Raw genomic sequence first — 22,417 nt, 5'->3', positions numbered from 1 at the left:
GGCGCACTCAGCCGCGGGTGATCAGGATCAGCACCGCCCAGATCACCGGGACCAGCGCCAGTGCCGGAATGTAGAGGCCCGGAATGCCGAACAACAGGATGGCGATGCCCCACAGGCTGAGCGCGGCGGCAATGGCGTAATAGATGTTGTCGCTGTCGCCATAGGCCACTTCCTTGGCGATGCGGCCCAACAGAGGCACGGAAAACAGCAGGCGCTGGCCCAAGGGCAGGTTGCGGGGCAGGTCGATGGCGCTCATGTCAGGTCCTTTGAACTATCTGTCAGGTGGCAGATAGGTTTTGGAACCTGAGTCCAAAGGTCACCTTTTGCCGCAGTGCAGCGCGATGCCGCATCCCCTGCGGCGCGGTGCCGCTGATCGCGCCGAGCGGAGCAGAGATGCGCGGCGACTCTGCTTTTGTGCTATCATCCGGGAATTGTATTGAGGGCGGAGATTTCCCATGACGCTGAAATATGCGCGCGGTCCGGTCAGCTACCTTTACCGTGACGTTGAAAAGAACGGTAAAACCAGCCGCCGCAAGGTGAAACAGGTGCTGTGGGGCGACTGGGTGGATGTCCGCGATCCGGTCGATGCCACCTGGACCCATGTCCGCTATGGCAAGAAACCCTATCTGATGAAACGCGCCGAGTTGCAGGACGAGCGGGTGCTGGAGCTGATCTTTCTCGATATCGGGCAGGGCGATGCCTGTATCCTGACCGAGCCGGGCCACCATCATCCGCCGCGCGTGATGGTGATCGACGCCGGGATCGGGCGCAACGCCAACGGGTTTCTGAACTGGCGGTTCCGCGATTTCGACAATTCGGGCCAGATCCATGCCGCCATCGTCACCCATCCGGATGCCGATCATTATCGCGGCTTTCAGCCGATCTTCGAGAACCGCCGCCTGCGGATCGAGCATGTCTATCACAGTGGTTTGGTCGAACGGGTGGGCGACGATCTGCTGGGGCCGGAACAGGGCGGTTACCTGACCGATATCGTTGAGACCGACGCACAGATGCGGGCGTTGTTGTCCGATTCGGCCCGGCGCGGGCGCAAGCTCTATCCCAAGCTGATGCAGACCGCGCTGGAGGCGGACCGGATCGGCCCCGTCACCGCGCTCACCACCGCCCAAGCGGTGCACGAGGATGGGCGTGCCTGGCTGCCGGGCTTTGCCCCCGATGACGGCAGGCTGATAACCATCGAGGTGCTGGGTCCGGTCGTCGAGCCAGATGCCGCGGGCCAGCCGCGCCTGCGCGCCTTTGGTGACAAACCCACCTCGCGTTCAATGGATGACGGCAAGACCAAGAACGGGCATTCGGTCCTTTTGCGGCTGGATTTCAACGGGTTCCGGGTGTTGTTCGGAGGCGATCTCAACACCTCGGCCGAGTGCTTTCTGATGCAGCACTATGGTGGGGTGCCGGTCTCGACGCCGCTGGCAGCGACCGAGGCCGAGCTTGAGGCCATCGCCCGACCCGAGATCATCGCCGCTGCTGCCGAGCGGTTTGGCGTCGATCTGATGAAAACCTGCCATCACGGGTCCTCGGACGTGACCGAGGAGTTTTTGCAGGCCGCCCATCCGGCCGCCTATGTGGTGTCCTCGGGTGATGAAGAGGGGCACGTTCACCCGCGCCCCGACCTGTTGGGCCTGTTGGGCAAGACGGGCGCCGGGGCGCGGCCGTTGATCCTGTCCACAGAACTCCTGCGTTCCACCCGAGAGCGCGAGCGGGACGACCTGCGCCCGGCGCTCGACCGGCTGAACGGCCGGATCGAGGCGGAGCTGGCCAAGGGCGCAGGGGCGGATGCGGCGGCGCTGGCCGAGATGCGCGCGGCCAAGCGCAAGCTGCTGGACGAGGTGTTCCGCCGCAACGTGGGCGTCTATGGCGCCATCAACCTGCGCACCGACGGGCGCGACGCGGTGATCGCCTTTCGCAAGGAAAAGGCGCCCGCGCACCGGCGCTGGTTCTATTACGAGATGCGGCGCGATCCCGACAGCGGCGGCTTTCTGCCCGTGCTGGGCGATGGGCACTGAGCTCCCTCAGGTCAGCCGGGACAGAAACGCGGTCAGATCGTCGGTATGGTGGTGGATATGCTCGGCCGGGTGCGGATCGGGGGCCACATGTACCGTGCGCATCCCCATCTCGTGCGGGGCGGTCAGGTTGCGGGGGTCGTCCTCGAACATGGCGGCGCGTTCGGGGATCACCCCGTCGCGGGTGAACACCTCTTCAAACGCGGCGCGCTCGGGCTTGGGCCTGTAGCCCGCGTGTTCCACACCATAGATGGCATCGAATAACCCGCTCAACCCGCGCGCGGCCAGCACCCTCTCGGCATAAGGCGCCGAGCCGTTGGTATAGACGATGCGGCGCCCGGGCAGGGCGCGGATATGGCTGGCCAGCGCGGCGTCGGGGGTCATGTGGCTCATGTCTACCTCATGCACCGCCACCAGATAGGGATCGGGGTCGAGCCCGTGTTCGCGCATCAGCCCGGCGAGCGTGGTGCCGTATTGCCGCCAATACTGCGCGCGCAGGCGGTCGGCCTCGGCCCGGGTGACGCCAAGCGCCTCCATGACATAGGCGGTCATCCGCACTTCGATCTGGTCGAAGAGCCGCATCGCGGGCGGATAAAGGGTGTTGTCCAGATCGAACACCCAGGTCGTCACATGAGAGAAGGCTTCGCGCACCATGGCCCGGATCTAGGGCAGATAGCGCGCGTGCGCAATGGCAGGGTTGATCCGGGCGGGTCCCGGCGGATACACAAGTCCGAACAGGGAGAAGAGAACAGCAATGACCCAAGGCCGCCCGGCGCAGAAAGACGCCTATCACCTGATCCTCGAAGCCATCGACAGCGGCATCTACAAACCCGGCGATCGCCTGGTGGAAAGCGAGTTGGCCGAACGGTTCGGAGTGTCGCGCACCCCGATCCGCGAGGCTCTGCAACGGCTTGAGACGCAGTCGCTGCTGGAACGCGACGGGCGCTCGATGATCGTGGCCTCGCTGGATCACAACCAGATGGCAGAGCTGTATCAGGTGCGGCGCGAGTTGGAGGGGCTGGCGGCGCGGCTGGCCGCGCGCCATGCCACAGCCGAAGAGATCGCGGTATTGCGCGAGATGGTGGTGGCCGATGACAAGCTGGTGGGCAACCCCAAGGCGTTGAGCCGGGCCAACCGGCGGTTTCACGAACAGATCCACCTGGCCTCGCATAACCGTTACCTGGTGCAGCAGCTTGACCTGGTGCACCGGACCATGGCGTTGATGGCGACAACTTCGCTGGCCGCCGAAGGGCGCGGAGAGATTGCCCAGAGCGAGCACAAGGGGATTGTCGAGGCCATCGCGGGCCGGAACGAGGAAGCGGCCGAAAAGGCGCTCAAGGATCACATCTCGATCGCATTCATGACCCGGTTGAAGCTGGACGCCGACAGCCGAGAACGGCGCTGAGAACGAGGCCACGGCAGGATTTCGCAGAAATCCTGTGAACAGGGTTTTAATGAAAACCCTGTTCCCGCGCCTGTTCATCGGTCGTGCCGGGTAGTGGGGCCGGTTTTTCCTCGCTGGCCTGACCGTGTTCGGTCTTGTCCCAGAAATAGGGATTGACCACCAGTTCATAGAGCGCCTTGTAGGCGGCCAGCACGCCAAGCGGGAAGTAGAGCGGCATGGTCAGCACCCAGGGGGTCAGGAACCGGCGCTCGGATGCAGAGACCGCGACCAATCCGATCGCCAGTCCCAGCAGTTCGGTTGCCCCGAAGATGGAGCTGCACAGGATCAGAACCGGGGCCGACAGAACCTCGTCCAGCGGGTGGGGCAGGCCGAACAGGATCAGCCAGAAAGACCACAGCACGGGCGCCAGCAGGAACTGGCCCAATGTCCCCAGAAAGAAGGCCTGTACGCCCAGAAAGCGCCGCGTGCCCAGTTCGGCCCACAACCGCAGCGGTGCCCGCATATGCACCAGATATGTCACCATGAAGCCCTTGAGCCAGCGCGAGCGCTGCTTGACCCAGGGCCAGGAGCGGTAATTCGCCTCTTCATAGGTCACCGTGTCGATCAGCTCGGTCCGGTACCCGGCCCGGCAGAGGCGCACGCCCAGATCGGCATCCTCGGTCACGTTATGCGCGTCCCACCCGCCCAGTTCCTCCAGCACGCGTCGGCGAAAGAACAGGGTCGTGCCACCCAGCGGCACCACCAGGCCCAACCGGGCGATACCCGGCAGCACGATGCGGAACCAGCTGGCATATTCGATGGTGAAACACCGTGCCCGCCAACTGCTGCGCGGGTTGTAGTAGTCGAGAATGCCTTGCAAGCAAACCACGTCCTCTGGCGCCTGAGCGAACCGGGTCGCCACATATTCGAGCTGATCGGCTACCGGGGCGTCTTCGGCGTCCCAGACGCCGATGATGTCGCCCCGGCAGAAGTCGAGCGCATAGTTCATTGCGCGCGGCTTGGTTGTCAGGCCTTTGTGGCCGGGCACCTCGATCACCCGTATCCAGGCCGGCAGGGTGCATTGGGCCAGGGTCTGGCGGGTGACCTGGTCCTTTTCCTCCAGCACCAGAATGACATCCAGCAGCACCTTGGGATAGGTCAGGCGACTGAGCCGGGTCAGCAGAGCGGTCGCGATCTCGCGCTCCTTGTAGAGCGGCACCAGCATCGAGATCTTGGGTAAACTCATTCCCTGTATCTCTGCCGCCAGCCCGGGGGCATGCGGCGCGGTCAGATGGGACTGGTTCATCAGATGCGCCAGCAGGGCCACCGCCTTGAGGCCGGCAAACAAGGATAGCGTGCATACGGCGGTCAGAAACAGCAGGGCCATGCCCTGCACCGGTGCCACCAGCAGCAGGGCGAGTAGCGCCAGCAAGGCAAGGCTGCCCGGTATCCGGCTGCGCCAGTTCCAGGTCCGGCAGCTGTAGAGCGGCGCAACCCGGGTCTCGGCCTGCTCAGCCAGCGTCGGAGCAAAATGGCGGGCCAGGGCGCTGTCGATTTGGTCGCGGCTGGCAAGCGCCGGCATCAGCAGGATGCCAGTCTGCGTCATCTCTTCGCGCAACTGGTCGAACTGGTCGGGGCGGGCGGTGGCGATGATTACCATCGGCCCCAGACGCATCCACGGGATGGCCCCGTGCCGCAGCCAGAAATCGAAGGGCATCAATCCGCATAGCTCGGCCCGCGGCGGGTCGGCGGCCAGATCGGCCCATTGCACCCCGTTCTGAAGCGCCAGCGCGCGCAGGATGTCGTTGGGTTCGGCCCAGCCCTCGGCGATCAGGATCTCGCCGATCGGCGCATCGAGCCGCAGCTGCATCTGCAGAGCCTGTACCAGCTGTGCCTGAGTGATCACTCCGCTGCGAACCAGATAGCGGCCCAGAGGCAGTTGCGGTTCCGGCGCCGGATGGGCCAGGCTGGCAGAGCTTAGCCTGAGATGTAGGTCGCTCATGATATGCAGCCCCGACAACCGTTCCGGCAGTCAGGGTTGCTCAGTTCAGGTTAATAGAGCGTTAATGGCAGATAAAACCGGCTGAGATTGCAGGTTTTTTGTCAGGCATCGGCCTTTTGCGCGTCCATCGCTTCGGCAAAGCGTTCGAACAGATAGAAACTGTCCTGCGGGCCGGGGCTGGCCTCGGGGTGATACTGCACCGAGAAGACGGGCCGCTCGGTCATGCGGATGCCGCAGTTGGAACCATCGAACAGCGAGCGATGGGTTTCCACCACGCCCTCGGGCAGGCTCTGCGCATCGACGGCAAAGCCGTGGTTCATCGAGGTGATCTCGACCTTGCCGGTTTCCAGGTCCTTGACCGGGTGGTTGGCGCCGTGATGGCCGTGGTTCATCTTGACGGTGCGGCCGCCAAGCGCCAGCGCCAGCATCTGGTGGCCCAGGCAGATGCCAAAGACGGGCAAGGCGGTGGTGTCGAGGATTTCGCGGATCATCGGCACCGCATATTCACCGGTCGCCGCCGGGTCGCCGGGTCCGTTCGACAGGAACACGCCGTCGGGCGCATGCGCCAGCACCTCGGCCGCGGTGGCGGTGGCGGGCAGCACGGTCACGTCACAGCCTGCCGAGGCGAGGCAGCGCAGGATGTTGCGCTTGGCACCATAGTCAATGGCAACCACCTTGTGCTTGGGCGCCTCCTGCCGGACATAACCCTCGGGCCAGGCCCAGCGCATCTCGTCCCAGCGATAGGATTGCGCGCAGGTCACGTCCTTGGCCAGGTCCATGCCTTCGAGCCCGGCAAAGCCGCGCGCGGCGGCGACCAGCGCGGCAAGGTCGAACTTGCCATCGGGGTCATGGGCCAAGGCCACATGCGGTGCGCCCTGCTGGCGAATGGCGCGGGTCAGGCGACGGGTATCGACACCGCCGATGGCGATCCGGCCGCGCCGGGCTAGCCAGCCCTTGAGCTCTTCGGCGGCACGCCAGTTGGACGGTTGCGTCGGGTCCCATTTCACCACCATGCCTGCGGCCACCGGGTCGGCGGTCTCGTCATCCTCGGGGGTGACACCGACATTGCCGATATGGGGAAAGGTGAAGGTCACGATCTGGCCCGCATAAGAGGGATCGGTCATGATTTCCTGATAGCCGGTCATCGCCGTGTTGAAACACAGCTCGGCCACGGTCTGGCCGGTAGCGCCGAAGCCGGTGCCGTAAAACACTGTTCCATCGGCCAGAACCAGGCATGCGGTGGGCTTGGACAGGGGGTTCTGGGCCATGGCGCGACTCTCTATCTCTGGGTAAATCGGCGCATACCTAAGGGTCTTGTGGCCCTGGGTCAACCCTGATCAATTTTTGGGCTTTTGTTGTTTTTCAATAACTTATCAATGTAGCGCCCCGGTTGTGTCGTGCTTTTTCTTTCGCTATGTTCGGGAACTTGAACAATGTCAGGGGATGGGCAGTTCTGATGGATATGCGGGCACGTGTGAATACCGCGCTGAAACAGGCGATGAAGGACAAGGCGGCCGATCGGTTGTCGACCCTGCGGCTGATCAATGCGGCGATCAAGGATCGCGACATCGCGGTGCGTGGCAGTGGCGATGAAGAGGCCGCCTGTTGCGGCGATGCCGAGGTTCTGGCCATTCTGGGCAAGATGACCAAGCAGCGCCAGGAAAGCGCGCGCGCCTATGAAGAGGGCGGGCGGCTGGACCTGGCCGAGCGTGAGCGTCAGGAAATCGCGGTGATCGAGGAGTTCCTGCCCAAGCAGCTGGACGAGGACGAGGTCGAGAACGCCGTGCGCGCGGCGATCACGGCCACCGGTGCCGGGTCGATCCGTGACATGGGCAAGGTGATGGGCGAATTGAAGGCGCGCTATACCGGCCAGATGGATTTCGGCAAGGTCGGCCCGATGGTCAAGGATCAGCTCTGCGCCACCGGCAATTGCTGATCCGATCTTGTATAGACTGACTGAAAGGCCCGCCCATGCGGGCCATTTCTATTTTGGCGCCGCATAGGCGTGGTCTAGCCCCGTCACGAGATCCAGAAATTCTTCGCGCACGCCCGCGGCAAAGGGATTGGCACTTTCGATGGCGGCCAGCACGCCGGGCGGGTCGTGACGTACCATCTCGACCGCCTGTTTCAGCAGATCGAAACTGGCTGTGGTCATGCGGTCGGGCAAGGGGCCCATCCGGTTCAGCGCCTGCGCGATCAGGTGGGTCAGCCCCTGTACCGTGGCGGCCTCGCGGTCGTGGGCCTCGGGTGTGGTCAGGATCACCCGCAGGCCCAGCCGCGCCCGCAGGAACGCGGCCACCGGCAGATGGGCGCGTCCACGCAACGGGCAAAGCGCGATCTTGTGACCGGCAATCCCGTGTCGCGCGCTTTGCGGACCAAACAGGGGATGCGTGCCGATCAACGCCACATGGCTGGGCAGGTTCGCCTGCATGATCTCCGCCGGGGTCATCTTGACCGAGCCCACATCGGCCACCACCGCACCGGGGCGCAGAAGTGGGGCGATGGCGCGGCAGGCCTCGGCCATGCCCGCGACGGGCATCGCAAGGATCACCAGGTCGCAGCCCGCCGCCTCGCTCAGCCGAACAGCTCGTGCGCCGACGGGGAGGTTGATGCCATCGGGCAGGGCGGGGTCATGGATCAGACAGGGCAGATGCGGTGTCAGGTGCTGAACGATCAGCCGCCCAAAGGCGCCGAAGCCGAAGAGGCCGACCGAGGTGAAGGTGAGGTGACAGGACATGACAGGCTCCGAAGGGGCCGCGATGCCGGGTCGTGTGGTCATGTGAGAAGATGTTCGGACCGCCGGATCGCGGCGGTTGAACAGGGAATGCAGCCGCCGTTATGTGAACGGCGGATAATAGACGGTGCTGACAAAGGCGCGTGTCTGTTGCATGTCGTTTGCCTAGCCCGCCATGCCGCTCCTGTCAATCACCGCGCCAGCATGTCCCGCAGATCGTCGTAAAGCGCGATGCGTTCATCCTCGGACAGAAACGCCCCGATCTCGACCTCGCGCCCGCCACCCTGGAGGGTCACGTAATGGGGCACCGGTCCGCCATGAGCATGCATGGTGGCGCGGGCCCAATAGCGGTTGCAGTCCCATTCCTGCACCGCCCCGCGCGGGTTGTGGCGCACCAGATGCGCGCGTTCGGGGTCGAGCGTCAGTATCTCGAGGATGCGGCGCTGGCGATAGTTCATCTCGATAGCCAGCCACAGCCCGGCGACCGCCAGCAATAGAAACGGCAACAACCCCCACAAGAGTGGCGACCCCAGAACCGCGATCAGCGGCAGCACCCCAAGCGCAAAGATCGACAGCACCAAGGCGGCCGCCCCACGCGGCGGCAACGAGTTGTGCGGCCACAGATGCAGCTCTTGCAGGGTATCGGTGCGTTTCCAGTCATAGGGCATGGCGCTTAGGTATCACGACCGCGGCCGCCGTCCATAGCCCGCGTTGCCGCAGCAACGGTTCAATCGAGGAGTTCGACCTGATGGTATTGCAGCAGGTCCAATGCCTCCATACGCGCACGCAAGTCCTCGGACAGCACGCTGACCCGGTCGTAGAAGCCCGATAGCAGTTCCAGAAGGTCCTGTTCGCTGGGATTCTCCAGCGCCGCCGCCTCAGGTGCCACATAGGGCAGGATGTCGTAATTGCCGGTGCGCAGGTTGTAAGAGGTGTCGCGCATCTTGTTCAGGGTCCGGTTCACCCAAAGCTCGCGGTTCTCGCAATGCATATGCGCGATCCAGGCGTTGTCCATCTCGAAGATCGCGTTTTCGATCTCGGGCGACGGGGGGCGGGGAAAGTGGATGCCATGGCCCCAGCCCTCCAGCCCCGCGCGCAGGATCGACTTGCCCTGGTAATGTCCGAACAACCCGTTGCGAAAAACCTGGAGGTCTTCGCCATAGACATGCAGCCGGGCGCGGAATTTCAGATGACGGACCGAGCGGCGGAAGGGCATCGGCCCGTCATGTTCCTCGGGCGGGGTCATCGGTTCCAGCGTGCCCAGATGTGCAGTCTGGTGGCAGGGCGGGACCGCAGCCAGTAGCGTGCCAAGCGGCCCCCCCCGCGTCACCATCAACTCGTCGGCATCGAAATGGGCCTGCCAATCGGTCAGGCAACGCTCGTACGCGACGCGGCCATTCAGCAACTGCCGCCGCTCGACGTAGGGCGGGCGCCGGCGGTTCAAGCCCTCCCAATAGTCGGGGCCGCAGCGCTGGGTAATTACTCCGGGCTGGTTGGCGAAGGTATCAAAGGCGGGATCGTCGGGATCGTCAAAGAAGAGATGCACATAACTGGCACCCGCGCCCAGATTGTGATCCACAAATCGGCGCAGGATGTGAACGGGTTCCTTGACCATGGAGAAGACGCTCCAGGTCGCTTTCATGCTCTGCCTCAAAACTTGTTCTGTTTTTCGACAAAGTCTCCACAAATCCTGCCGCATGTACAGCTTGCGGTTTTGGACAAGCGTTAGTGCCGCGCCCGGCGTTGAGATTTTGCAACGCCTGCCGGTAAGGGCGATGGTAGAGCAAGAGAAAAGGAAAAGGCCCCCGCGCGGATGCGTCGGGGGCCTTTCTGGTTTTTCTGGCTCTGGCGCTTAGTGCGCGTGGCCCTTGTCCCAGTCTTCCTGCTTGGGCAGGGTCTCGAACGTGTGTTCCGGCGGCGGGGTGGGCAGGGTCCACTCCAGCGTATCGGCATATTCGTTCCAGTAGTTGTTGCGGCTTTCGCGGGCGCCGCGGAACAGCGCATAGAACACGATGCCGAAGAACAGCAGGAACGAGGCGAACGAGATGAACGCGCCATAGGACGAGATCTTGTTCCAATAGGCAAAGGCTTCCGGGTAGTCGATGTAGCGACGCGGCATGCCCTGACGGCCCAGGAAGTGCTGGGGGAAGAAGGTCAGGTTGGCGCCGATGAAGAACATCCAGAAGTGGATCTTGCCCCAGAACTCGGAATACTGGCGGCCCGTCATCTTGGCAAAGTAGAAATACATGCCGGCAAAGATGGCGAACACGGCCCCCAGGCTCATCACATAGTGGAAGTGGGCAACCACGTAATAGGTGTCATGATAGGCCCGGTCGACCGAGGCCTGGCTGAGCACCACGCCGGTCACACCGCCGACGGTGAACAGGAACAGGAAGCCGAAGGCGAACAGCATCGGCGTCTTGAACTCGATCGAGCCGCCCCACATGGTGGCGATCCAGCTGAACACCTTCACACCGGTGGGCACCGCGATGACCATGGTGGCCAGCATGAAATAGGCCTGCTGGTTGAGGCTCATGCCGACGGTGTACATGTGGTGCGCCCAGACGACAAAGCCCAGAACACCGATCGCGATGATCGCCCAGACCATCGGCAGATAGCCGAAGACGGGCTTGCGCGCGAAGGTGGCGATCACGTGGCTGATGATGCCGAAGCCGGGCAGGATCACGATGTACACTTCGGGGTGGCCGAAGAACCACAGGATGTGCTGGTACAGGATCGGGTCGCCGCCGCCTGCCGGATCAAAGAAGGTGAAGCCGAAGTTGCGGTCCATCAGCAGCATGGTGATGGCGCCGGCAAGAACCGGCAGCGACAGCAGGATCAGCCACGAGGTCACGAAGATCGACCACGAGAACAGCGGCACCTTGAAGAGCGTCATGCCCGGGGCGCGCATGTTCAGGAAGGTGGTGATCATGTTGATCGCACCAAGGATCGAGGAGGCGCCCGACAGGTGCACGGCGAAAATCGCCAGATCCATCGACATGCCGCCTTCGCTGGTCGAGAGCGGCGGGTACAGAACCCAGCCCACGCCCGAACCCAGCTGGTCGTTGCCACCCGGCGTCAGCATCGAGGCCACACCCAGAGAGGTACCGGCGACATAAAGCCAGAAGCTGAGGTTGTTCATGCGCGGGAACGCCATGTCCGGCGCACCGATCTGAAGCGGCATGAAGAAGTTGCCGAAACCGCCGAAGAGGGCCGGAATGACGACAAAGAACATCATCAGGACGCCGTGATAGGTGATCATCACGTTCCACAGATGGCCGTTCGGCGTGCAGGGATCGGCCATGAAGCCTTCCAGACACATGTACTGAACGCCCGGCTCCATCAGTTCGAGCCGCATGTAGACGGTCATCAGCACCGAGATCAGACCGGCCAGCGCCGAAAAGATCAGGTACAGGATCCCGATATCCTTGTGGTTGGTCGACATGAACCAGCGGGTAAAGAAGCCGCGATTGTCCTCATGCCCGTGACCATGAATGGCTGCGTCTGCCATTTAGGTGCCTCCTTGCAGATTTCTACGCACAGCCGAAACGCTCCGGGCCGCGCGGATTCCTTGCGGTTTTAGAATGTGAGGCAGGGCGCATCAATGGCGGAGTTTGATCTGGATCAAGATAAATGGCCGCACCCCTCTTGAACCGGGGCGGCAAAAACCGGGGATGCGGCTCAGGCAGGCACCTGCTCGTGGCAGATTTGCTGCGCTTCTTCGGGCAGAAGCGGTGCCTTCAGAAGATTGCAGAGGCCGCCGGTCCCGGTGGCCCTGTAATGGGTGCAATTCTGGCAAACCCCAAAGGACCGCCCCTGATTGGCCACCAGCATGGCCGACAAAACGGCGCTCAACTGTTGCCAAAGCGCCGATTTGCCATCCTTGCCCAACCCGTCGATAGCATGGCTCAGCGCAGTGCTCCGGCCCGCTGCCTCTTGCCCCGTTAGGGTCGGGGTGTAGCTGATCGAGCGCTTGTCGGCCTCGGATCGGGTTTCCTCCAGATATCCCTTGCGCAGCAAGACCTTGAGCGTTTGCGACATGGTACCCCGGGTGGTGCCCAGATAGGCGGCCACATGTGAGGGCGCGCGCGAGAAACGGTTGGCGCGCGACAGGTAGTCTAGCGCCGCCAGTTGCACGGGGTTGAGGTCGTCCTCCCAGGTCTCGGCCGCATCAAGACGGGCGAGACGGGTGACAAGCGCGCGGATCTGCTCGGTCTCGGTCATGAGGTATTTGTAGCGACTCGCTATGAGTATTGCAATGATGCGGGCGATATGATAGCGAATCGCTACTAAATATCATTCAGGAGACCGACATGCTCAGACCCTTGCTTCTTTCCGTTGTCTTGCCATTCGGCGCGGGTGCCGGCCTGGCCGGGGGCACTCATGCCGTCGAGCAGGAGGGGGCGGTGCTGTCCGCCGCCGATGCATCGCGGGTGGCCGCCTTTGACATCCTTGCGGCCCATGCCCATCGCGAGGGCCGTCTGGTGACCTTTCACATGACCACCAGCGGCATCGCCGGTGCCGAGCGGCCCGAGCCCGTCGGGGCGCTGGGCGGGGCACCGGTGCTGTCCTATGTCTGGCCCACCTCGCTGGACCCCGCGACTGTCGGGTTCGAGGGCGGCACCGGCATTCTGGCGCTGGCCGCCACCAGCCACCCGGATTTCGACGACACGCCGCTGTTTGACGAGGATGGCGACGGCGATCCGGCCAATGACGGAACGCTTTGGCACAGCCACTGGGTGGTGCTGACCCCGACCGAGGCTTGCGGGGCCGGAGCGCTTGGGGTGCGCGACATTCCCGAGGGCGCGAAACCGGCGATGCCGCTGACCTGGCCCGGCCTGCCGATCTATATCGACAGTCCCGGATATACACCGCGCTTTGTTGGGCCCGAGATCACGCTGACCGTGCCCTTTGCCGATGCCGATGCGGTGGCGGGCGCGGCCTATGACGGGGTGACCGCCGCGTTGCGGGTGAACGCAAACATTCATGCGCCGCTGCTATGCGTGACCGATGTGTTCGACATCGCCTCGGGCGATCTGAGCCTGCCGGGCCGGATCGAGTGACACAGCGCGGGGCCACGTCGCCGTGGCCCCGCATCCCCGGACAGAAGACCGTACCGCGCCTTGACCCCGCCCTGCGGCTCGCTCACAACTCGTGCGACGTACAGAACAGGACGGATGACCATGGCCTATGATCCCGACAATATCTTTGCCAAGATCCTCAGGGGCGAGATCCCCTCGACCCGGGTCTATGAGGATGACGACACGCTTGCCTTCATGGATATCATGCCGCGTGCCGACGGGCATCTGCTGGTGATCCCCAAGACACCCTGCCGCAACCTGCTGGATGCCAGCCCCACGCAACTGTCTGCGGTGATGGCGACGGTGCAAAAGCTGGGCCATGCGGTGATGGCGGCCTTTGGCGCCGAGGGTGTGACCATCCAGCAGTTCAACGAAGCGGCGGGCGGGCAAGAGGTGTTCCACCTGCATTTCCACGTGCTGCCCCGTCATGAAGGGGTGCGCCTGCGCCCGCCGGGCCAGATGGGCGACATGGCGGCAATTGCCGAACAGGCCGAGAAGATTCGCGCCGCCTTGGGCTGAAAAGACGGATCACCTCTTGAACCTACAGCCGCTGTAGCAATTAGGTGGGAAAGCGAACCGGAATCAGGAACGCTTTCTCATGCCACATGACCATGAGGCCGCATCGGCCCATACTCATGCCCACGGGCACCACAACCATCACATCGACCCATCCGCCGGCGATGCGCGCATTGCTTGGGCAATTGCGGTCAACATGCTGCTCACCCTTGCGCAGGTGGTGGGGGGGATCCTGTCGGGCTCGCTGGCGCTGATCGCCGATGCGCTGCACAATTTCTCGGACGCGGTGGCGCTGATCATCGCCTTTGGCGCCCGCCGCATCGCCCGGCGCCCCGCAGATGCACGGATGAGCTATGGCTATGGTCGCGCCGAGGTGATCGCGGCACTGATCAACTATACCACCCTGATCGTGCTGGCGCTCTACCTCGTTTACGAGGGGATCATGCGCTTTCTCGACCCGCAGCCCATCGACGGCTGGCTGGTGGTCTGGATCGCCGCGCTGGCGCTGGTCATCGATCTGGTGACGGCGGCGCTGACCTGGTCGATGGCCAAGACCTCGATGAATATCCGCGCGGCCTTTCTGCACAATCTGGCCGATGCGCTGGGCTCGGTCGCGGTGATCGTGGCGGGCAGCGCGGTGATCTGGTTCGGCTGGACCTGGGTCGACCCGCTGGTGACGCTGATGATCGCGGTCTACATCCTGTGGCATGTCCGGGCCGAGATCGGCGCCGCCATCGGGGTGCTGATGCTGGGTACGCCGCCGGGACACGATCCCGAGTCGGTGGCGCAAGAAATCGAAGCTGTCGAGGGCGTTCGATCGCTGCATCACCTGCATCTGTGGAGTCTTCAGGAGAATACCGCCGCGCTCAGCGCGCATTTGGTGATCGAACCCGGCGCCTGGGGGCAGGCCGATGCAATCAAGGCACGGGTGAAGTCCGTTCTGGAGACACGTCTGGGCATCACACATGTCACGCTTGAGATGGAGTGCGTGGTGCATGCCTGTGCCCATCCGCAGCGCATCGGCGGTGATTGAGAGCGGAGCTAGCAAAGAAATTGCCGCCCCGCCAAGGGGCGGGGCGGCAGAACCGAAACAATAGCGCAGGTACTGCTATGGGAACAGGCGACCGCGCCGAACTTGTTGAAAACACCACTCACTCACTGAACGGTAAGCCTAACCTGACACGGAACTTTGTCCGTTACATGACCCAAATGGGTTATTTTCAGACCAGCAGAGAAGTTTCCTTTCTTTGAATTGACCCAATCTGGTGGTTGCCAGCTTAGAATTGGGGGTTAGCGGTCTGATAGAAGGAGAGCAAAACGAGAGCCCGGACCAACCTCCATTTCAGGTAGCACCAAACGGCGAGCAGGTGATTGCGGCAATACACGTGACGGTGCTGGTGGCCTGAGCCGCCGTTTCGCCGCCAGCATGCGCGGCGCCAGCTTTCGCCGGTTCTAAGGCATGGGGCAGTTCCTGATCTATGAACGTCCCGATGCGGTGCTGAATGTGATCGAGGAGATGCTGCCCGCGCGCTGAGCGGGATCAATCGGCGCCGAACACCTGTTCGAAGCTCTGACGCAGGGCCACGTCCACATCGCCCATGGTCACCGGCAGGCCCAGATCGACCAGCGAGGTCACCCCGTATTCGGTGATGCCGCAGGGCACGATGCCCGAGAAATGGCTCAGATCAGGTTCCACGTTGATCGAGATGCCGTGAAAGCTGACCCATTTGCGCAGGCGGATGCCGATGGCGGCGATCTTGTCCTCGGCGGGCTGACCACTGAGCGTCAGCGGCTTGTCCTCGCGCTTGACCCAGACGCCGACCCGGCCCTCGCGGATTTCGCCGCGAATGTTGAACTCGGCCAATGCGGCGATCACCCATTCCTCGAGTTGCTGGACAAAGCGGCGCACGTCATGGCCGCGCTTACCCACGTCGAGCATGACATAGACCACTCGCTGACCGGGGCCGTGATAGGTATACTGTCCTCCGCGCTTGCTGTCATAGACGGGAAAGCGGTCGGGATCAGTCAGATCTGCGGGCCGGGCAGAGGTGCCGGCGGTGTAAAGCGGCGGATGCTCCAGCAGCCAGATACATTCTTCGGCCTCGCCCGCCGCGATGGCGGCAGCGCGCGCCTCCATAAAGGCCACGGCCTCGTCGTAATCGGTCAGCCCGTCGGTGATCTTCCATTCCATGGCGCTGTCATATCGCGCGGACCCGGGCAGGGGAAGGGGGCAGGCGAAGGGGTGGCGTCAGGCCGCCTCGGCCAGGCACCGCTCTATCACCTGCGCATAGCTTTCGGCGCCCTGGGCGCCGGTCAGCAGGTATTTGCCGCCGAACACCATCGAGGGGACGCCGGAAATGCCATGCTGCGCCCAGAACCTCTGCTTTTCGCGCACAGGCGCCTGATGCGCGCCCGAGGTCAGCGCCGTTTGCGCAGCCTCCCTGTCCAGCCCAGCCGCCTCTACCGCGTCAAGCAGGATATCAGGGTCCGACACATCCCGGCCTCGGGTGAAATAGGACGCGAACAGAGCCAGTTTCAGCGGATGCTGGCGGCCCTGACCCTCGGCCCAGTCCAGCAGTTGATGCGCGGCAAAGGTGTTCACGATGCGGCTTTCATCGGTGAAGTTGAACGTGAACCCCAACTCGGCCCCGATCGCGGTCAGCCGAGCGCGCGCCTCGGCGCTCTGCTCTGGCGTCGAGCCGTATTTCTCCATGATATGTTCGCGCAGGTTCTGGCCCTCGGGTCCCATCTGCGGGTTCAACTCGAACGGATGCCAGCGCAGCCGCGCCAGCACGCCGGTTGTCGCAAGCGCCTGATCCAGCTGCCGAAACCCGACGATACACCAAGGGCAGACCACGTCCGAGACGATGTCGATCTGAAGTTCGGGGCGAGGGGACTGACCGGTCATCTGCGGGCTCCTGAGTCTGAGGCGTATCGTGCCATCCGCTAGCAGATAGGGCGTCGTTCAAGAAATCAAAGTCATGTGTTTTTGTCTCTTCACATCCCGACAACCCTCGTCTATACGCCGCTCTACCAAGTCACTGGCAGTGCGGTCGTGGCGGAATTGGTAGACGCGCAGCGTTGAGGTCGCTGTGGGGTAACACCCGTGGAAGTTCGAGTCTTCTCGACCGCACCATTCTCAAATCCGGTATCTGTGCCTCTTATGGCGGCGCCCGCATCCCGTGCGAACGCCGCCTGTCGCGTTTCAGACCGGCAGGCGGGCGCCGACGCCCATGCGGTTCCACAGGTTGATCATCCCGATCGAGGCGGTGAGCGCGGCGACTTCCTGTTCAGACAGTTCTGCGCGCACGGCGGCATAATCGGCATCCGAAACCTCGGAGCCTTCAAGCCGGGTCAGCGTTTCGGCCCAGGCCAGCGCGGCGCGGTCTCGGGCGGTAAAGACACTTGTTTCGGGCCAGACAGCGATCAGATGCAACAGGGTGTCGGGCAGTCCGTCCTGCTGCGCTTCTTTCACATGCATGTTGACGCAATAGGCGCAGCCATTGATTTGCGACACCCTGATCTTGGTCAGATGGACCAGGCGGCTGTCGGGATTGGCCTGAGAGATCGTGTCGTTGAGCGCCAGCATCGCGTCAAAGACCTGAGGTGTTTGTCTGGTGAAGTTGAAGCGCATTGTCACGTGTCCTTTCATGCGGGTGTTGCAGTCGAATCATAGATAGTTTATATCCATGAATGGCCGACGCAAGCGGGATCGGCGGAACCGGCGCGGGGGGAAGGCATGCGGCGATTGGGGGATGGGGTCGAGGCGGCGCTGCACTGTGCTGCGGTTCTGGCAGAGCTTCCAGAGGGCAAGGTTCTGTCCGGGCGTGATCTTGCCACCCTGCACGGCCTGTCGGAAAGCTATCTGCTCAAGCATATGCGCGCGCTGACAGCCGCCGGTGTGGCCGAGGCGGTGCCGGGACCGCGTGGCGGCTTTCGCCTTGCCCGCGCGCCGGAGCAGGTCTCGCTGCTTGATGTGGTCGAGGCGGTGGATGGTCCCGGCCCGGCTTTTGTCTGCCGCGAGATTCGGCGCAAGGGCGAGGTGACCAGCAATGACCCCTGCGCCTATCGCAAGGATTGTTTCATAAAGCGGCGGATGTTGGTCGCTGAACAGGCGTGGCGTGCCTCGTTGCGGGGCCAGTCGCTGGCGGACCTGATGGCGGATGCCCGCGCCGAGATCGGGCCCGAGAACATGCGCGCGGTCGGTGGGTTTATCGAGGAAAAACAGCGCTGAGGCGACGGGCCAATCGGGTTTCGGACGTGATCCGGGCGCGCATTCTCCCGGACCCAGCAAGTCTGACTGTCATGCCTGCGGTTGGGGCGGGACAGCAGGGGACCAGAGACGGGCCGCAGCCAGGCATCCCGCGGCACCGATCAGCGCAAGCACCGTCAGGACGATCTGAGGTGTCGTGACCGTGGCCAGCCAGCCCGCCAGCGGATAGGCCAGCAGCCAGCAGGTATGGGACAGCGAGAACTGCGCCGCAAACAGCGCGGGCAGGTCCTCGGGCCCGGCCGAGCGGCGCAACAGCCGGCCCGACGGTGTCAGCGCCGAGGCAAAGCCGATGCCGTTGAGGAACCAGGCCAGCAGCAGCGGGCCCGATGTCAGACCGAGAAGCGCCACCCAGAGCGCCAGACCCAGCCCGGTCACTGCCATCGCGACGCCTCCGGCAAGCATGACGGGCCGGTCGCTGAAACGGTCCAGCAGCCGGGGCAGGGCCAGCGCCGCCAGCATTGAGCCGCCGCCAAAGACCCCCAGAGCCAGCGCCACCATCCGGTCCGACCCGGCCAACTCGCTCTTGACCAGAACCACCGTGTTGACCAGCACCATCGCGCCGGGCATCGCCACGGCAAGGTTCAGCGCCAGCAGCCCGCGCAGCCGTGGGGTGGCGAGGTAGAGACGCAGACCCCGCAGGCTGCGCGTTGCCAGCCCGCCGGTGCGGCTGGCGCCGGGCCGGGGCAGGGCAACCGATACCACCAGCAGTGCCGAACCGACAAAACCCAGCGCGGTGCCCAGAAACAGCGCGTTGAAACTGACCAGCCCCAGCAACAGCGCCGCCAAGGCGGGGCTGACCAGGCTCTCCAGATCATAGGTCAGGCGGCTCAGTGAAAGCGCCTTGGTATAGTCCTCTTCGTCAGGCAGCAGGGTTGGGATGGTGGCCTGAAAGGCCGGGGTAAACCCGGCCGAGGCCGCCTGTAGCACGAAGATCAGCACGTAAACCTGCCAGATTTCGGTGACCAGCGGCAGACTGGCCGCCGCTACCGCTCGCACCAGGTCGAGCGCCACCAGCACCCGGCGCCGGTCCATGGCTTCGGTCAGCGCGGCGGCGAGCGGCGACAGAAAGACATAGGCCAGCATCTTGATGGTGAGCGCGATGCCCAGCACCATACCCGCGCGCGGTCCGGCCAGATCATAGGCCAACAGCCCCAGCGCGACGGTGGCCAGACCGGTCCCGGTCAGCGCCACCACCTGCGCAGCAAAGAGGTGCCGATAGGCGCGGTGGCGCAGCACGTCGAACATGGACTGCGCTCCTCTCTCAGCCGGTCGGGGTCACTCAGCGGGGGTCGGGGCGTCGGGGCTGCCCTTGATCCGCTCGCGCGCGCCCTGCATCACTGCATAGAGCACCGGCACCAGCACCACGCCGATCACCGTGGCCGCCAGCATGCCGCCGAACACGGCAACGCCGATGGCTTTCTGGCTTGCGGCGCCGGCGCCATTGGCGGTCAGCAGCGGCACCACGCCCAGCAGGAAGGACAGCGCCGTCATCATCACCGCGCGAAAGCGTTGATGCGCGGCCTCGGCAGCGGCCTCACGGATGCTCAGCCCCTTGGCGCGCTGCTCCATCGCGAATTCCACGATCAGGATCCCGTTCTTGGACGCCATGCCCACCAGCATGATCATGCCGATCTGGGTATAGAGGTTGATGTCCGAGCCGACCACGGCCACCGCCGCCACCGCCCCGAACAGCGCCACGATCACCGAGAGCAGGATCGAGACCGGCATCGACCAGCTTTCATACTGGCCCACCAGGAACAGATAGGCGAACAGCACCGCCAGCCCCAGGATCACCGCGACCAGCCCGCCCGAGCTCAGCTGTTGCTGGGCACTGCCGGTCCATTCGAAGGCATAGCCGGGGGGCAGGGCACTCGCGGTCTCCTCGGTCATCACCGAAATCGCGTCGCCGGTGGACAGGCCCGGAGCAGGCACCGCCGTCACCGTGGCCGAGCGGAACAGATTGTGCCGTTTCAGCAGCACCGGCCCCAGCACGTTTTCCACGTCGATCAGCGTGCCCAGCGGCACCATCTGGCCCTGTTGCGAGCGCACATAGAGGTTGCCGATATCCTCGACCTTGTCGCGATAGCTGCCCTCGGCCTGGATCATCACCCGGTAGACGCGGCCAAACAGGTTGAAGTCGTTGATGTAATACGACCCCAGATGCGCCTGCATGGTCTGGAACACCTCGGCCACCGACACTTGCAGCGTCTTGGCCTTTTCCCGGTCCAGATCGACGAACAGCTGCGGCACGTTGGCCCGGAAGGTGGTATAGCTCTGTGCGATCTCGGGCCGCTGGTTGGCGGCATAGACCAGCGAGCCGACCGCCGCGGCCAGATCCTGGGCCGAGCCGCCACCGGTCTGCTGCACCTCCATCTCGACGCCCGCCGACATGCCCAGACCCTGGATCGGGGGCGGGTTGAAGGCCACGATCGAGGCCGCGCTTTCACCATAGGCGATGTTCAGGATCTTTTTCAGGATGGCATCGGCGCTCAGCTCCGGCTCTTGCCGTTCCTCCCAGTTGGTCAGGTTGACGATGATCATCGCGCCGTTGGGCGTCAGCCCGTTCAGCATCGAGAACCCGTTCACAAGAACCGTGTTGGCCACGCCGTCAAGCTGCTGCAGCTTGTCGTTCAGCCGCGCGGTGACCGTCTCGGTCCGGCCCAGCGTGGCTGCGTCGGGCAGTTGCACGTCGACAAACAGGTATCCGTTATCCTCCAGCGGCAGGAACCCTTTGGAGGTGTTGGAGAAGATGCCGCCAGCCCCGGCGCCGATCGCGGCCACGATGGCCAGCGAGATCACCGGCAGGATCAACAGCTTGCGCACCAGCGCCACATAACCGTCGCGCACCCCGCCGATGCCGCGCTCGAACAGGGCCAGCACCCCCTTGGGCGGACCCGAGCGCGCCCGCAGCACCAGACCGCACAGTGCCGGCGACAGGGTCAGCGCATTGATCGAGGAGATCGCGACCGCGACCGAGATGGTGACGGCGAATTGCGAATAAAGCCGCCCGGTGATGCCGGGCATGAAGGTGACCGGCACGAACACCGCCAGCAGCACCAGCGTGGTTGCGATCACCGGTCCGGTGATCTGGCCCATCGCCTTGCGGGTGGCCTCGGGCGGGCTCAGCCCCTCTTCGGCGATGATGCGTTCGACGTTTTCCACCACCACGATGGCGTCGTCCACCACGATGCCGATGGCCAGCACCAGCGCAAACAGCGAGATGGTGTTCAGCGACATGCCGAAGGCCAGCAGAAAGGCAAAAGTGCCGATCAGCGAGACCGGGATTGCCACCGCCGGGATCAGCGTGGCCCGCCAGTTTCCCAGGAACACAAAGACCACCGAGACCACCAGCACAAAGGTCAGCATCAGGGTCGTCACCACGTCATTCAGCGACTGTTCCACAAAATCGGTGGTGTTGAAGGGAATCTCGTATTCCACATCCTCGGGAAAGCCGCGCGACAGTCGCTCCAGCTCGGCGGTGACCCGCTCGGAGACCGCCAGCGCATTGGCGCCCGGCGCCTGGTAGATGCCCAGCACGGTGGCCGGCTTGCCCTGGAAATAGCCCGAAGCGCTGTAAAACTGCGCCCCCAGCTCGACCCGGGCGATATCGCGCACCCGCACGACGGCGCCGGCCTCGCCGGTGCGGATCACGATATTCTCGAACTCGTCAACCGTGCTCAGCCGGCCCTTGGACTTGATCGTGTACTGGAATGTCTGTCCCTCGGGCGCGGGGGGCGCACCGATCTGGCCGGCAGATACCTCAAGGTTCTGCTCGCGCACCGCCGCGATCAGGTCACCGGGCGTGATCGACAGGGCCGCCATCTTGTCGGGGTCCATCCACATCCGCATGGCATATTGCAGGTCGGTCAGCACATCGGCCTTGCCGACACCCTGCACCCGCGCCAGCGCGTCCTTGAGGTTGATCGAGGCATAGTTGGACAGAAACACGCTGTCATAGGTGTCGTTGGGCGAGGTGAGCGTGACCACCATCAGCATGTTGGTCGAGGATTTCTGCGTCACCACGCCCGAATTGGTCACCTCGGTCGGCAACGAGGACAGCGCCTGTGCCACCCGGTTCTGTACGTTGACCGAGGCGATGTCGGGATCGGTGCCTACCTCGAAGGTAACGCTCAGCGAATAGGACCCGTTATCGGCCGAGGTCGACGTCATGTAGAGCATGTCGTCGACGCCGTTCACCTGCGCCTCGATCGGGGCGGCGACGGCATTTTCCACCGTCTCGGCATTGGCGCCGGTATAGTTGGCCGAAACGCTGACCACCGGTGGTGTGATATCGGGGAACTGTGCAACCGGCAAGACCAGATAGCCGATCCCGCCCAGAATGGTCAGGACCAGCGAAATGACAAAGGCCAGCTTTGGCCGGCTGATGAAAAGGGCCGAGAACATGG

21 protein-coding genes and 1 tRNA gene are annotated in these 22,417 nt (G+C 63.9%); 8 read left to right on the top strand and 14 right to left on the bottom strand.

All coding sequences use genetic code 11. The features are described 5' to 3' along the window. Positions 1 to 7: 7 nt before the first annotated feature. Positions 8 to 256 (bottom strand): hypothetical protein, encoded by a 249-nt coding sequence (locus AC2FNY_RS17435; RefSeq protein WP_234137850.1) that lies wholly within the window; start codon positions 254 to 256, stop codon positions 8 to 10. A 199-nt stretch (positions 257 to 455) separates the two neighbouring features. On the opposite strand from AC2FNY_RS17435, the gene AC2FNY_RS17430 reads away from it, so the two are divergent. Further along, positions 456 to 2,024 carry a ComEC/Rec2 family competence protein gene (locus tag AC2FNY_RS17430; RefSeq protein ID WP_496803238.1) on the top strand — a complete coding sequence of 523 codons (1,569 nt, stop codon included), beginning with the start codon at positions 456 to 458 and terminating at the stop codon, positions 2,022 to 2,024. A 6-nt stretch (positions 2,025 to 2,030) separates the two neighbouring features. Here the strand turns inward: AC2FNY_RS17430 and AC2FNY_RS17425 are convergent, their stop codons facing one another. Further along, entirely contained in the window at positions 2,031 to 2,675 is a 645-nt protein-coding gene (locus AC2FNY_RS17425; RefSeq protein ID WP_234137852.1) for a pyrimidine 5'-nucleotidase, read from the bottom strand. Positions 2,676 to 2,775: 100 nt separating this feature from the next. On the opposite strand from AC2FNY_RS17425, the gene AC2FNY_RS17420 reads away from it, so the two are divergent. Further along, entirely contained in the window at positions 2,776 to 3,426 is a 651-nt protein-coding gene (locus tag AC2FNY_RS17420; protein ID WP_234137853.1) for a GntR family transcriptional regulator, read from the top strand. Positions 3,427 to 3,472: 46 nt separating this feature from the next. Here the strand turns inward: AC2FNY_RS17420 and AC2FNY_RS17415 are convergent, their stop codons facing one another. Together AC2FNY_RS17415 and carA are read right to left on the bottom strand one after the other, a co-directional pair. Then, positions 3,473 to 5,407, bottom strand: coding sequence for a glycosyltransferase (locus AC2FNY_RS17415; protein ID WP_496803237.1), 1,935 nt, complete (start codon positions 5,405 to 5,407; stop codon positions 3,473 to 3,475). Positions 5,408 to 5,508: 101 nt separating this feature from the next. Then, positions 5,509 to 6,675 carry a glutamine-hydrolyzing carbamoyl-phosphate synthase small subunit gene (carA, locus tag AC2FNY_RS17410; protein ID WP_234166903.1) on the bottom strand — a complete coding sequence of 389 codons (1,167 nt, stop codon included), beginning with the start codon at positions 6,673 to 6,675 and terminating at the stop codon, positions 5,509 to 5,511. Positions 6,676 to 6,863: 188 nt separating this feature from the next. On the opposite strand from carA, the gene AC2FNY_RS17405 reads away from it, so the two are divergent. Further along, positions 6,864 to 7,343, top strand: a complete 480-nt coding sequence (locus tag AC2FNY_RS17405; protein ID WP_234166902.1) for a GatB/YqeY domain-containing protein — start codon at positions 6,864 to 6,866, stop codon at positions 7,341 to 7,343. 48 nt (positions 7,344 to 7,391) lie between these two features. Here the strand turns inward: AC2FNY_RS17405 and AC2FNY_RS17400 are convergent, their stop codons facing one another. The 5 genes from AC2FNY_RS17400 to AC2FNY_RS17380 form a co-directional block, all read right to left on the bottom strand. Continuing rightward, positions 7,392 to 8,186, bottom strand: a complete 795-nt coding sequence (locus AC2FNY_RS17400) for a prephenate dehydrogenase/arogenate dehydrogenase family protein (RefSeq protein ID WP_496803236.1) — start codon at positions 8,184 to 8,186, stop codon at positions 7,392 to 7,394. Positions 8,187 to 8,332: 146 nt separating this feature from the next. Then, complete coding sequence (locus tag AC2FNY_RS17395; protein WP_234162961.1) at positions 8,333 to 8,809, bottom strand: DUF2244 domain-containing protein; 477 nt, start codon at positions 8,807 to 8,809, stop codon at positions 8,333 to 8,335. 59 nt (positions 8,810 to 8,868) lie between these two features. Next, positions 8,869 to 9,783 carry a glycosyltransferase family protein gene (locus AC2FNY_RS17390; RefSeq protein WP_234137859.1) on the bottom strand — a complete coding sequence of 305 codons (915 nt, stop codon included), beginning with the start codon at positions 9,781 to 9,783 and terminating at the stop codon, positions 8,869 to 8,871. Positions 9,784 to 9,993: 210 nt separating this feature from the next. Further along, positions 9,994 to 11,652 carry a cytochrome c oxidase subunit I gene (ctaD, locus tag AC2FNY_RS17385; RefSeq protein ID WP_234166900.1) on the bottom strand — a complete coding sequence of 553 codons (1,659 nt, stop codon included), beginning with the start codon at positions 11,650 to 11,652 and terminating at the stop codon, positions 9,994 to 9,996. Positions 11,653 to 11,822: 170 nt separating this feature from the next. After that, complete coding sequence (locus AC2FNY_RS17380; protein WP_496803235.1) at positions 11,823 to 12,365, bottom strand: MarR family winged helix-turn-helix transcriptional regulator; 543 nt, start codon at positions 12,363 to 12,365, stop codon at positions 11,823 to 11,825. A gap of 89 nt (positions 12,366 to 12,454) precedes the next feature. On the opposite strand from AC2FNY_RS17380, the gene AC2FNY_RS17375 reads away from it, so the two are divergent. From AC2FNY_RS17375 to AC2FNY_RS17365, 3 genes are all read left to right on the top strand, one after another. Beyond that, positions 12,455 to 13,204, top strand: coding sequence for a hypothetical protein (locus tag AC2FNY_RS17375; protein ID WP_496803234.1), 750 nt, complete (start codon positions 12,455 to 12,457; stop codon positions 13,202 to 13,204). 114 nt (positions 13,205 to 13,318) lie between these two features. Next, entirely contained in the window at positions 13,319 to 13,741 is a 423-nt protein-coding gene (locus AC2FNY_RS17370) for an HIT family protein (protein ID WP_234137863.1), read from the top strand. 79 nt (positions 13,742 to 13,820) lie between these two features. Then, positions 13,821 to 14,771, top strand: a complete 951-nt coding sequence (locus tag AC2FNY_RS17365; RefSeq protein WP_496803233.1) for a cation diffusion facilitator family transporter — start codon at positions 13,821 to 13,823, stop codon at positions 14,769 to 14,771. Positions 14,772 to 15,278: 507 nt separating this feature from the next. Here the strand turns inward: AC2FNY_RS17365 and lipB are convergent. Together lipB and AC2FNY_RS17355 are read right to left on the bottom strand one after the other, a co-directional pair. Beyond that, positions 15,279 to 15,929 (bottom strand): lipoyl(octanoyl) transferase LipB, encoded by a 651-nt coding sequence (gene lipB, locus AC2FNY_RS17360; protein ID WP_496803232.1) that lies wholly within the window; start codon positions 15,927 to 15,929, stop codon positions 15,279 to 15,281. A 57-nt stretch (positions 15,930 to 15,986) separates the two neighbouring features. Then, positions 15,987 to 16,646 carry a DsbA family oxidoreductase gene (locus AC2FNY_RS17355; protein ID WP_234166895.1) on the bottom strand — a complete coding sequence of 220 codons (660 nt, stop codon included), beginning with the start codon at positions 16,644 to 16,646 and terminating at the stop codon, positions 15,987 to 15,989. Positions 16,647 to 16,787: 141 nt separating this feature from the next. Here AC2FNY_RS17355 and AC2FNY_RS17350 point away from each other — a divergent pair. Further along, a tRNA-Leu gene (locus AC2FNY_RS17350) sits at positions 16,788 to 16,874 on the top strand. Between the two features lie 69 nt (positions 16,875 to 16,943). Here the strand turns inward: AC2FNY_RS17350 and AC2FNY_RS17345 are convergent. Beyond that, complete coding sequence (locus AC2FNY_RS17345; RefSeq protein ID WP_234137867.1) at positions 16,944 to 17,372, bottom strand: carboxymuconolactone decarboxylase family protein; 429 nt, start codon at positions 17,370 to 17,372, stop codon at positions 16,944 to 16,946. 105 nt (positions 17,373 to 17,477) lie between these two features. Here AC2FNY_RS17345 and AC2FNY_RS17340 point away from each other — a divergent pair, with 105 nt between their 5' ends. Further along, a complete protein-coding gene (locus AC2FNY_RS17340) occupies positions 17,478 to 17,972 on the top strand; it encodes an RrF2 family transcriptional regulator (protein ID WP_234144882.1) in 495 nt (164 codons plus the stop codon). A gap of 69 nt (positions 17,973 to 18,041) precedes the next feature. Here the strand turns inward: AC2FNY_RS17340 and AC2FNY_RS17335 are convergent, their stop codons facing one another. Both AC2FNY_RS17335 and AC2FNY_RS17330 read right to left on the bottom strand, forming a co-directional pair. Next, a complete protein-coding gene (locus AC2FNY_RS17335) occupies positions 18,042 to 19,256 on the bottom strand; it encodes an MFS transporter (RefSeq protein WP_496803231.1) in 1,215 nt (404 codons plus the stop codon). A gap of 30 nt (positions 19,257 to 19,286) precedes the next feature. Continuing rightward, the gene (locus AC2FNY_RS17330) at positions 19,287 to 22,415 is read right to left on the bottom strand and encodes an efflux RND transporter permease subunit (RefSeq protein ID WP_496803230.1); all 3,129 of its coding nucleotides are present in this window, start codon (positions 22,413 to 22,415) and stop codon (positions 19,287 to 19,289) included. Between the last annotated feature and the right edge of the window lie 2 nt (positions 22,416 to 22,417).

This window comes from Ruegeria sp. BHSC223 (genome assembly GCF_059613025.1).
Note: the sequence above shows the minus strand (reverse complement) of the source record. Positions and strands in the feature narration are given on the sequence as shown.

What these genes read in the sequence shown, in the direction of transcription:
- AC2FNY_RS17435 (WP_234137850.1), bottom strand. Translation starts at nt 256, where the DNA reads ATGAGCGCCATCGACCTGCCCCGCAACCTGCCCTTGGGCCAGCGCCTG.
- AC2FNY_RS17430 (WP_496803238.1), top strand. Translation starts at nt 456, where the DNA reads ATGACGCTGAAATATGCGCGCGGTCCGGTCAGCTACCTTTACCGTGAC.
- AC2FNY_RS17425 (WP_234137852.1), bottom strand. Translation starts at nt 2,675, where the DNA reads ATGGTGCGCGAAGCCTTCTCTCATGTGACGACCTGGGTGTTCGATCTG.
- AC2FNY_RS17420 (WP_234137853.1), top strand. Translation starts at nt 2,776, where the DNA reads ATGACCCAAGGCCGCCCGGCGCAGAAAGACGCCTATCACCTGATCCTC.
- AC2FNY_RS17415 (WP_496803237.1), bottom strand. Translation starts at nt 5,407, where the DNA reads ATGAGCGACCTACATCTCAGGCTAAGCTCTGCCAGCCTGGCCCATCCG.
- carA (WP_234166903.1), bottom strand. Translation starts at nt 6,675, where the DNA reads ATGGCCCAGAACCCCCTGTCCAAGCCCACCGCATGCCTGGTTCTGGCC.
- AC2FNY_RS17405 (WP_234166902.1), top strand. Translation starts at nt 6,864, where the DNA reads ATGGATATGCGGGCACGTGTGAATACCGCGCTGAAACAGGCGATGAAG.
- AC2FNY_RS17400 (WP_496803236.1), bottom strand. Translation starts at nt 8,186, where the DNA reads ATGACCACACGACCCGGCATCGCGGCCCCTTCGGAGCCTGTCATGTCC.
- AC2FNY_RS17395 (WP_234162961.1), bottom strand. Translation starts at nt 8,809, where the DNA reads ATGCCCTATGACTGGAAACGCACCGATACCCTGCAAGAGCTGCATCTG.
- AC2FNY_RS17390 (WP_234137859.1), bottom strand. Translation starts at nt 9,783, where the DNA reads ATGAAAGCGACCTGGAGCGTCTTCTCCATGGTCAAGGAACCCGTTCAC.
- ctaD (WP_234166900.1), bottom strand. Translation starts at nt 11,652, where the DNA reads ATGGCAGACGCAGCCATTCATGGTCACGGGCATGAGGACAATCGCGGC.
- AC2FNY_RS17380 (WP_496803235.1), bottom strand. Translation starts at nt 12,365, where the DNA reads ATGACCGAGACCGAGCAGATCCGCGCGCTTGTCACCCGTCTCGCCCGT.
- AC2FNY_RS17375 (WP_496803234.1), top strand. Translation starts at nt 12,455, where the DNA reads ATGCTCAGACCCTTGCTTCTTTCCGTTGTCTTGCCATTCGGCGCGGGT.
- AC2FNY_RS17370 (WP_234137863.1), top strand. Translation starts at nt 13,319, where the DNA reads ATGACCATGGCCTATGATCCCGACAATATCTTTGCCAAGATCCTCAGG.
- AC2FNY_RS17365 (WP_496803233.1), top strand. Translation starts at nt 13,821, where the DNA reads ATGCCACATGACCATGAGGCCGCATCGGCCCATACTCATGCCCACGGG.
- lipB (WP_496803232.1), bottom strand. Translation starts at nt 15,929, where the DNA reads ATGGAATGGAAGATCACCGACGGGCTGACCGATTACGACGAGGCCGTG.
- AC2FNY_RS17355 (WP_234166895.1), bottom strand. Translation starts at nt 16,646, where the DNA reads ATGACCGGTCAGTCCCCTCGCCCCGAACTTCAGATCGACATCGTCTCG.
- AC2FNY_RS17345 (WP_234137867.1), bottom strand. Translation starts at nt 17,372, where the DNA reads ATGCGCTTCAACTTCACCAGACAAACACCTCAGGTCTTTGACGCGATG.
- AC2FNY_RS17340 (WP_234144882.1), top strand. Translation starts at nt 17,478, where the DNA reads ATGCGGCGATTGGGGGATGGGGTCGAGGCGGCGCTGCACTGTGCTGCG.
- AC2FNY_RS17335 (WP_496803231.1), bottom strand. Translation starts at nt 19,256, where the DNA reads ATGTTCGACGTGCTGCGCCACCGCGCCTATCGGCACCTCTTTGCTGCG.
- AC2FNY_RS17330 (WP_496803230.1), bottom strand. Translation starts at nt 22,415, where the DNA reads ATGTTCTCGGCCCTTTTCATCAGCCGGCCAAAGCTGGCCTTTGTCATT.